Origin of the sequence: Pectobacterium carotovorum (genome assembly GCF_900129615.1) — a bacterium.
Classification (GTDB): Bacteria; Pseudomonadota; Gammaproteobacteria; order Enterobacterales; family Enterobacteriaceae; genus Pectobacterium; species Pectobacterium carotovorum.
Genome location: NZ_FQWI01000008.1, coordinates 243,201 through 249,496 on the forward strand (window position 1 = coordinate 243,201; position 6,296 = coordinate 249,496).

The 6,296-nt window shown below is 48.6% G+C and carries 5 protein-coding genes, 2 tRNA genes and 1 rRNA gene; 1 reads left to right on the forward strand and 7 read right to left on the reverse strand.

The features are described from left to right. The first annotated feature begins 32 nt into the window (after nt 1-32). On the forward strand, nt 33-860 hold the full coding sequence (hdfR, locus tag BUB06_RS16755) for an HTH-type transcriptional regulator HdfR (protein WP_039474331.1): 828 nt from the start codon (nt 33-35) through the stop codon (nt 858-860). Nucleotides 861-881: 21 nt separating this feature from the next. On the opposite strand, the gene yjfF is transcribed toward hdfR, so the two are convergent. The 7 genes from yjfF to rrf form a co-directional block, all read right to left on the reverse strand. Then, on the reverse strand, nt 882-1,844 hold the full coding sequence (gene yjfF / locus BUB06_RS16760; RefSeq protein ID WP_039286283.1) for a galactofuranose ABC transporter, permease protein YjfF: 963 nt from the start codon (nt 1,842-1,844) through the stop codon (nt 882-884). After that, nucleotides 1,844-2,854, reverse strand: coding sequence for a galactofuranose ABC transporter, ATP-binding protein YtfT (gene ytfT, locus BUB06_RS16765; protein WP_039474307.1), 1,011 nt, complete (start codon nt 2,852-2,854; stop codon nt 1,844-1,846). Before ytfT ends, yjfF begins: the two co-directional genes overlap by 1 nt. Continuing rightward, entirely contained in the window at nt 2,841-4,361 is a 1,521-nt protein-coding gene (ytfR, locus tag BUB06_RS16770; RefSeq protein ID WP_039474334.1) for a galactofuranose ABC transporter, ATP-binding protein YtfR, read from the reverse strand. Before ytfR ends, ytfT begins: the two co-directional genes overlap by 14 nt. A gap of 190 nt (nt 4,362-4,551) precedes the next feature. Continuing rightward, nucleotides 4,552-5,508: a galactofuranose ABC transporter, galactofuranose-binding protein YtfQ gene (gene ytfQ, locus BUB06_RS16775; RefSeq protein ID WP_010283932.1), complete on the reverse strand. Its 957-nt coding sequence runs from the start codon at nt 5,506-5,508 to the stop codon at nt 4,552-4,554. A 440-nt stretch (nt 5,509-5,948) separates the two neighbouring features. Continuing rightward, a tRNA-Trp gene (locus BUB06_RS16780) sits at nt 5,949-6,024 on the reverse strand. Nucleotides 6,025-6,078: 54 nt separating this feature from the next. Continuing rightward, nucleotides 6,079-6,155: transfer RNA gene (locus tag BUB06_RS16785), tRNA-Asp, on the reverse strand. A 51-nt stretch (nt 6,156-6,206) separates the two neighbouring features. Then, nucleotides 6,207-6,296, reverse strand: a 5S ribosomal RNA gene (gene rrf, locus BUB06_RS16790); the annotation flags it as partial.

Below are 6,296 nucleotides of genomic sequence, written 5' to 3' on the forward strand. Positions count from 1 at the left end.
ATCATTACGACAAAATTTTTTTGGAGATGGGCGTGGATACCGAATTACTAAAAACCTTTCTGGAAGTCAGCAGGACAAGACACTTTGGCCGTGCCGCCGAATCCCTGTATCTCACGCAGTCAGCGGTGAGTTTTCGGATTCGCCAGTTAGAGACGCAGCTTGGTGCCAACCTGTTCACGCGCCATCGAAACAATATACGCCTGACGCCCGCCGGCGAACGGCTTCTGCCCTATGCAGAAAGCCTTATCGGTACCTGGCAGATCGCTAAAAAAGAGGTCGCACGCTCGCAGCAACACAGCCTGCTTTCGGTAGGGGCAACCGCGTCGCTCTGGGAAGCCTATCTGACCCCCTGGCTACAATCGCTGTACCAACAGCGCCCACTGCTCCAGCTAGAAGCACGAATTGCCTTACGTCATTCGCTGGTAAAACAACTCCATGAGCGTCAGTTGGATCTATTGATTACGACCGAGCAACCCAAAATGGAAGAATTGGCAAGCCAGCTGCTGGGCAATTTCTCCCTTTCGCTGTTTGCAGCAGAAGCACACCCACCCGGACAGGAACTGCCTTATATAAAATTGGAGTGGGGCGCAGATTTTCATCAGCAGGAACATCGCCTATTAGCCAGCGATCAGCTTCCCGTTTTGACAACAACATCGGCACATTTGACCCGCCAACTGCTTGAAACGACTGGCGGCTGTGCGTTTTTACCCAGCCATTGGTTACAAACCTATTCCAATCTGCGGATAGTCGGTGACAGCCAGCCCGTTGTGCGCCCGTTTTATGCCGTTTGGTTACAAAACAGCGATCAGCAGACGATGATCCGTCAATTGCTAAAAACGCCTATTGTGATTAATCCATGAGCGATTTTGCTCACGACCAACTTAAGCACGTCTGGCTAACCAGAATGTGCTTAACGCTTTCTGTAACCCAATGAAAGCAAACAACAGGAAACCAATGACGATTTTTGTCCACCATGAGCTCAAGGTGCCGTCAAACGTGATATACGTCTGAATCAGGCCCTGAATCAGCACGCCAAACAGGGTTCCCAATACGGTTCCGACACCGCCGGTCAGTAGCGTGCCGCCGATTACAACGGCAGCGATGGCATCCAATTCCACACCGCTTGCCGCCAGGGCATAACCCGCCGAGGTATAGAGCGAAAAAACAATGCCTGACAGCACCGCTAACGTACTGGAAAGCATGTAGATATGGATCGTTGTCCGCCTGACTGGAACCCCCATCAATTCCGCAGAATAGCTGTTACCGCCAATCGCATAAACACGGTTACCAAAACGGGTACGATGCGCCATCACGATCCCCAGCAGTACCACAATCAACATAACCAGCGCCAGAAAGGTAAACCGTCCCCCATCCGGCATACGCCATGCTAAACCCGCCAGTTGGCTATAGACCGGATGATCGATTGGAATCGACTCCTGTGAAACGATAAAGCTCATCCCTCGAACAAAGAACATCCCCGCCAGCGTGATAATAAAGGCAGGTAATTTGAGCGTATCGATAATCCATCCCATCAACCCGCCAAACATGGCGCCCATCACCAGCGCGATTGCGAATGCAAAGAAAGGATCGATGCCATATGTACCGATCAATTTGGCCAGTAACACACCCGTAAATGCAATCACTGACCCCACGGAGAGATCGATTCCACCAGACAGGATGACAAACGTCATCCCAACCGCCACGATCCCCAGAAAAGCATTATCCGTCAGTAAGTCAAAGAAAACGCGCGTCGAAGCAAAGCCAGGAAACTGGCTAAGACAGAATAAATAACCCGCAATAAAGACCAAAATCGTCATCAACAGGGGGAAGTGGCGTTTCAACATTATGTTTTCCTCCTGAACAGGTGATGCAGCGAAATACGCGGAGATTGCATAACCAAAACCAGCAGAACGACGAGTGCCTTCAGAACCAGATTGAATTCCGGCCGATAGCCAGACAGCAGAATGCCGGTATTCATACTCTGAATAATCAAGGCACCGACGACAGAGAGCAGTAAATTAAAGCGGCCACCGAGTAGCGAGCCGCCACCGATCACGACAGCCAGAATCGCGTCTAATTCCAACCAGAGCCCTGCATTATTCGCATCCGCACCGCGGATATCTGCCGTGACGATAACGCCCGCTACGGCAGCACACACGCCGCATATGACATAAGCCGCGACTAATACCAGCTTCGTACTCACGCCAGCGTTGCGAGCCGATCGCAGATTAATACCGACAGATTCAATAAATAGCCCAAGTGCCGTTTTGCGCGTCAGAGCCCACAGCGCCAGCAACACTACGCAGGCAATAATCACTGGCATAGGTAGATAGAACAGGGTTCCGCTGCCCAGCTTAGCCAACCCTGCGTTATCAAAGGTAATAATCTGGCCTTCGGTAATCAACTGAGCAATACCCCGCCCGGCAACCATCAGCATTAACGTCGCCACAATCGGCTGAATCTGTAACACCGCAACCAGAAAACCATTCCATAGCCCACACAGGGCGCCAACCAATAGCGCAGTCAGCAGTACAGAAGGGAGTGGATGACCAGCAGCGGTCAGTGTTGCGGCCGTCGCGCCTGCAATCGCCATTACCGCGCCAACCGATAAATCGATTCCGCCGGTTGCAATCACTAACGTCATCCCTAATGCCAGCAGCGCAACGGGCGCACCGCGGTTAAGGATGTCAATAAGGCTACCGAACAAGCGCCCATCCTGAATGTGGAGGGAGAAGAAATTGGGCGCAACCATACTATCAATCAGCAAGATGGCAACGAGCGCCAGAAGCTGTGGCACCCCTTTGGTAAACGTTAGACGGACTTTTTTGGCAGGTTTGACGTTATTGTCTGTCATCAGCTGCTCCCGTTTGTACTGCGATTGCCTGCATCACTGCGGCAACCGAGATCTCATTATGTTCGAGATGCGCAACGTGCTGCCTGTCACGCAGTACAATGATGCGATCCGCATAACCGGTCAGTTCTTCCAATTCAGAAGAGATCACAAGTAAGGCCATCCCCTGCTCACACAGTTTTTCGATCAGACGAATGATTTCAGCATGCGCGCCAACATCAATTCCTCGAGTTGGCTCATCCAGAATCAAAAAACGTGGTTCTGTTGCCAGCCAGCGCGATAGCAATACTTTTTGCTGATTCCCTCCCGATAGATACTGAATTTCCTGCTCTGGACTAGGCGTACGAATCCCTAACAGGCTGATAAATTTTTCAGCGATACGGGTTTGCTCACGTAAGGAAATGGGCTTCAGCCAGCCGCGCTGCGCCTGAAGCGCCAAAATGATGTTCTCTCGTACCGTTGCCGCACCGACAATACCGTCAGTCTTGCGATCCTCAGGGCAATAGCCAAAACCGAGCTTTCCTGCTGCACGCGGCGTACGAATGCTGACTTGTTTGCCATCAACTCTGGCTTCTCCGGCATCAGGCACGGTGATGCCAAATATCAGCTGCGCGGTTTCTGTTCTGCCGGAACCCAATAAACCAGCAAGGCCAACAATTTCTCCCGGGCGCACGGAAAGCTCGAAGTCATTAATAGAGCCACGTCGGCCATAGTGTTTAAACTGCACGATGGGCTCACCTGAGACGTCACTATGCTCGCAACGCTTCAATAATGTTTCATCAAAACTGTGCCCCAACATCATTTGGACTAATTCAATACGTGGCAATTCTGCGGCAGGTAATGTCCCCACTAATTTTCCATTACGCAAAACGGTAATTCTGTCGCTAATGCGATAAACCTGATCCAGAAAGTGCGTCACAAATATCATACCGATTCCGCAGTCGCGCAACTTCCGCAATATATCCAGTAGCATATCGACTTCTTTTGCATCAAGGCTTGCGGTCGGTTCATCAAGAATTAAAACTTTAGCGGAAAGATCGATAGCTCTAGCAATGGCTACAATTTGTTGAACTGCGATGGAGTAATTACCAAGCGGATGGCTAACATCGATCATCAGTCCATAATTCAATAAAAGTGCTTCGGCCTGATGTAAGATTTTATTTTGATCCACGATGCCCCAGCGTGTGGGTTCACGGCCAATAAATAGATTTGCTGCAACGGACAAGTTCGGTAATAGATTAACCTCCTGATAGACCGTACCAATACCCAATGACTGAGCATGAGCCGTATTTACAGGATTAATCGCGATACCATCGAGGATAATTTCACCAGCTGAGCGATGGTAAACGCCAGTCAACGCCTTAATTAATGTTGATTTCCCTGCGCCATTCTCTCCTAATAGCGCCACTATTTCGCCACGATTAAGCGTGAAGTCCACTTGATCTAATGCTTTTACCCCCGGAAACTCAACGCTCATGCCCCGAATGTCTAACAACCGTGTCGTTTCCATCAGCATCACCTATGCGACAACTTAACAAGGCTACGTCACACCTGAGTAATATTATGGTAAGTAGGCTGACAATATTCACTGTCCCGTGATTAAACGGTGCAGAAAGCATCGCAAGCCCACTTTTCCATATTCATATTTCTGCCAGGTATTTAGCAAAACTTATATCAATGATAAATCCACAACATTAATATCAATAACCAAGGTCTTTCTTGGTTTCATATTCCTGTTTTGCCGTGTCAGGCAGTAATAAACGTGATTCGGTTTGAATGAATTTCTCAGGCTGTTTCCCGTCCTTCTTCATCGCTAATAAAGCATCAAAAGCAGGCCCGGCCATATTAGGTGTTAATTCAACGGTGGCATTAGCTTCGCCATTCATCATGGCTTTGAAAATATCAGGGACACCATCAATGGAGACGACTTTTATTTGTGAACCAGGTTTCAGGCCAGCTTCTTTAATTGCCTGAATAGCACCTATAGCCATGTCATCATTATGTGCATAAACCGCACAGATATTCTTTCCGTTCTGCTCAGCTTTAATAAAGCTTTCCATAACCTCTTTACCCTTGCTGCGAGTAAAGTCTCCCGACTGTGAACGAATAATTTTTATCTGTGGGTCTGAAGCTATACCGTCAGCAAACCCTTTCTTACGGTTTATCGCAACGCTAGCCCCAACTGTTCCCTGCAACTCAACAACATTACAAGGTTTGCCAGCAGCCTCTTTCACAAGCCACTCCCCTGCTACTTTTCCTTCATAGACGCTATCAGAGGCGATAGCAGCGGTGTACAACGATGGATCGCTAACCTCAATCGTTCTATCAAGCAGGAACACTGGGATTTTTGCTTCTTTAGCTTCCTGTAAGACTGGTGCCCAACCTGTCGCGACGACTGGCGCAATAAATATGGCATCTACGCCCTGAGCGATGAACGACCGCACAGCCTTAATCTGATTCTCCTGCTTCTGCTGAGCATCAGCTATTTTTAACGTTATTCCACGTTTCTCGGCTTCCTGCTTTGATACTTTAGTTTCCGCAGAGCGCCATCCTGATTCTGAACCAATCTGGGAAAAACCAACAGTTAAGGGTTTTGCCTGTACGGCACCACATAATGCCGTGCTTACAGCAACAGCTACCAGTAAACGTCTGTACATACTTAAACTCCTTCTGCGTAGTCTTACAGCTACTTAGTCAGATTTCAGGTACAAAATAGCGCTACGAATTTCTGCTATAGCGCTACCGATGTGATGTTGGCAGGTATCACTAACAAGTGAATGCGACCTGAAGGATCGTTCTGAAAAACGATTTACCGTTCACTCAGGTTGTAGATAGTTTTAGTTCAAATATCGAACAAGGTGAATGAGCAAGTTCACAACCTGGTATTACGGTGATTTTGTGCATATTTACAGCTAAATCAGCACGATCTATCAACAACACATCAGAAAATTTTATCTATTAAATAACAATACGTTAGATTAATTAGACGTCCAGAGGGGAGAAATAACGGAGAAATTGGAAAGAGGGGTACGAGACAGGATCGAGCATAAAGTACAGATCAAAAAAAACCCTTCACGATTACGTGAAGGGTTTTATTTGGCAGGGGCGGAGAGACTCGAACTCGCGACACCCGGTTTTGGAGACCGGTGCTCTACCAACTGAGCTACGCCCCTAAATTACGCTTAACATTATGCCTGCTAAATTTAGCAGGCATAATTTTTAATAAGTGGCGGAACGGACGGGGCTCGAACCCGCGACCCCCTGCGTGACAGGCAGGTATTCTAACCAACTGAACTACCGCTCCACCGAATTTCTCTACAACACCAGATTGCTCCGGCTTACTGCTTAATTTGATGCCTGGCAGTTCCCTACTCTCACATGGGGAAGCCCCACACTACCATCGGCGCTACGGCGTTTCACTTCTGAGTTCGGCATGGGGTCAGGT

What these genes read in the sequence shown, in the direction of transcription:
- yjfF (WP_039286283.1), bottom strand. Translation starts at nt 1,844, where the DNA reads ATGTTGAAACGCCACTTCCCCCTGTTGATGACGATTTTGGTCTTTATT.
- ytfT (WP_039474307.1), bottom strand. Translation starts at nt 2,854, where the DNA reads ATGACAGACAATAACGTCAAACCTGCCAAAAAAGTCCGTCTAACGTTT.
- ytfR (WP_039474334.1), bottom strand. Translation starts at nt 4,361, where the DNA reads ATGGAAACGACACGGTTGTTAGACATTCGGGGCATGAGCGTTGAGTTT.
- ytfQ (WP_010283932.1), bottom strand. Translation starts at nt 5,508, where the DNA reads ATGTACAGACGTTTACTGGTAGCTGTTGCTGTAAGCACGGCATTATGT.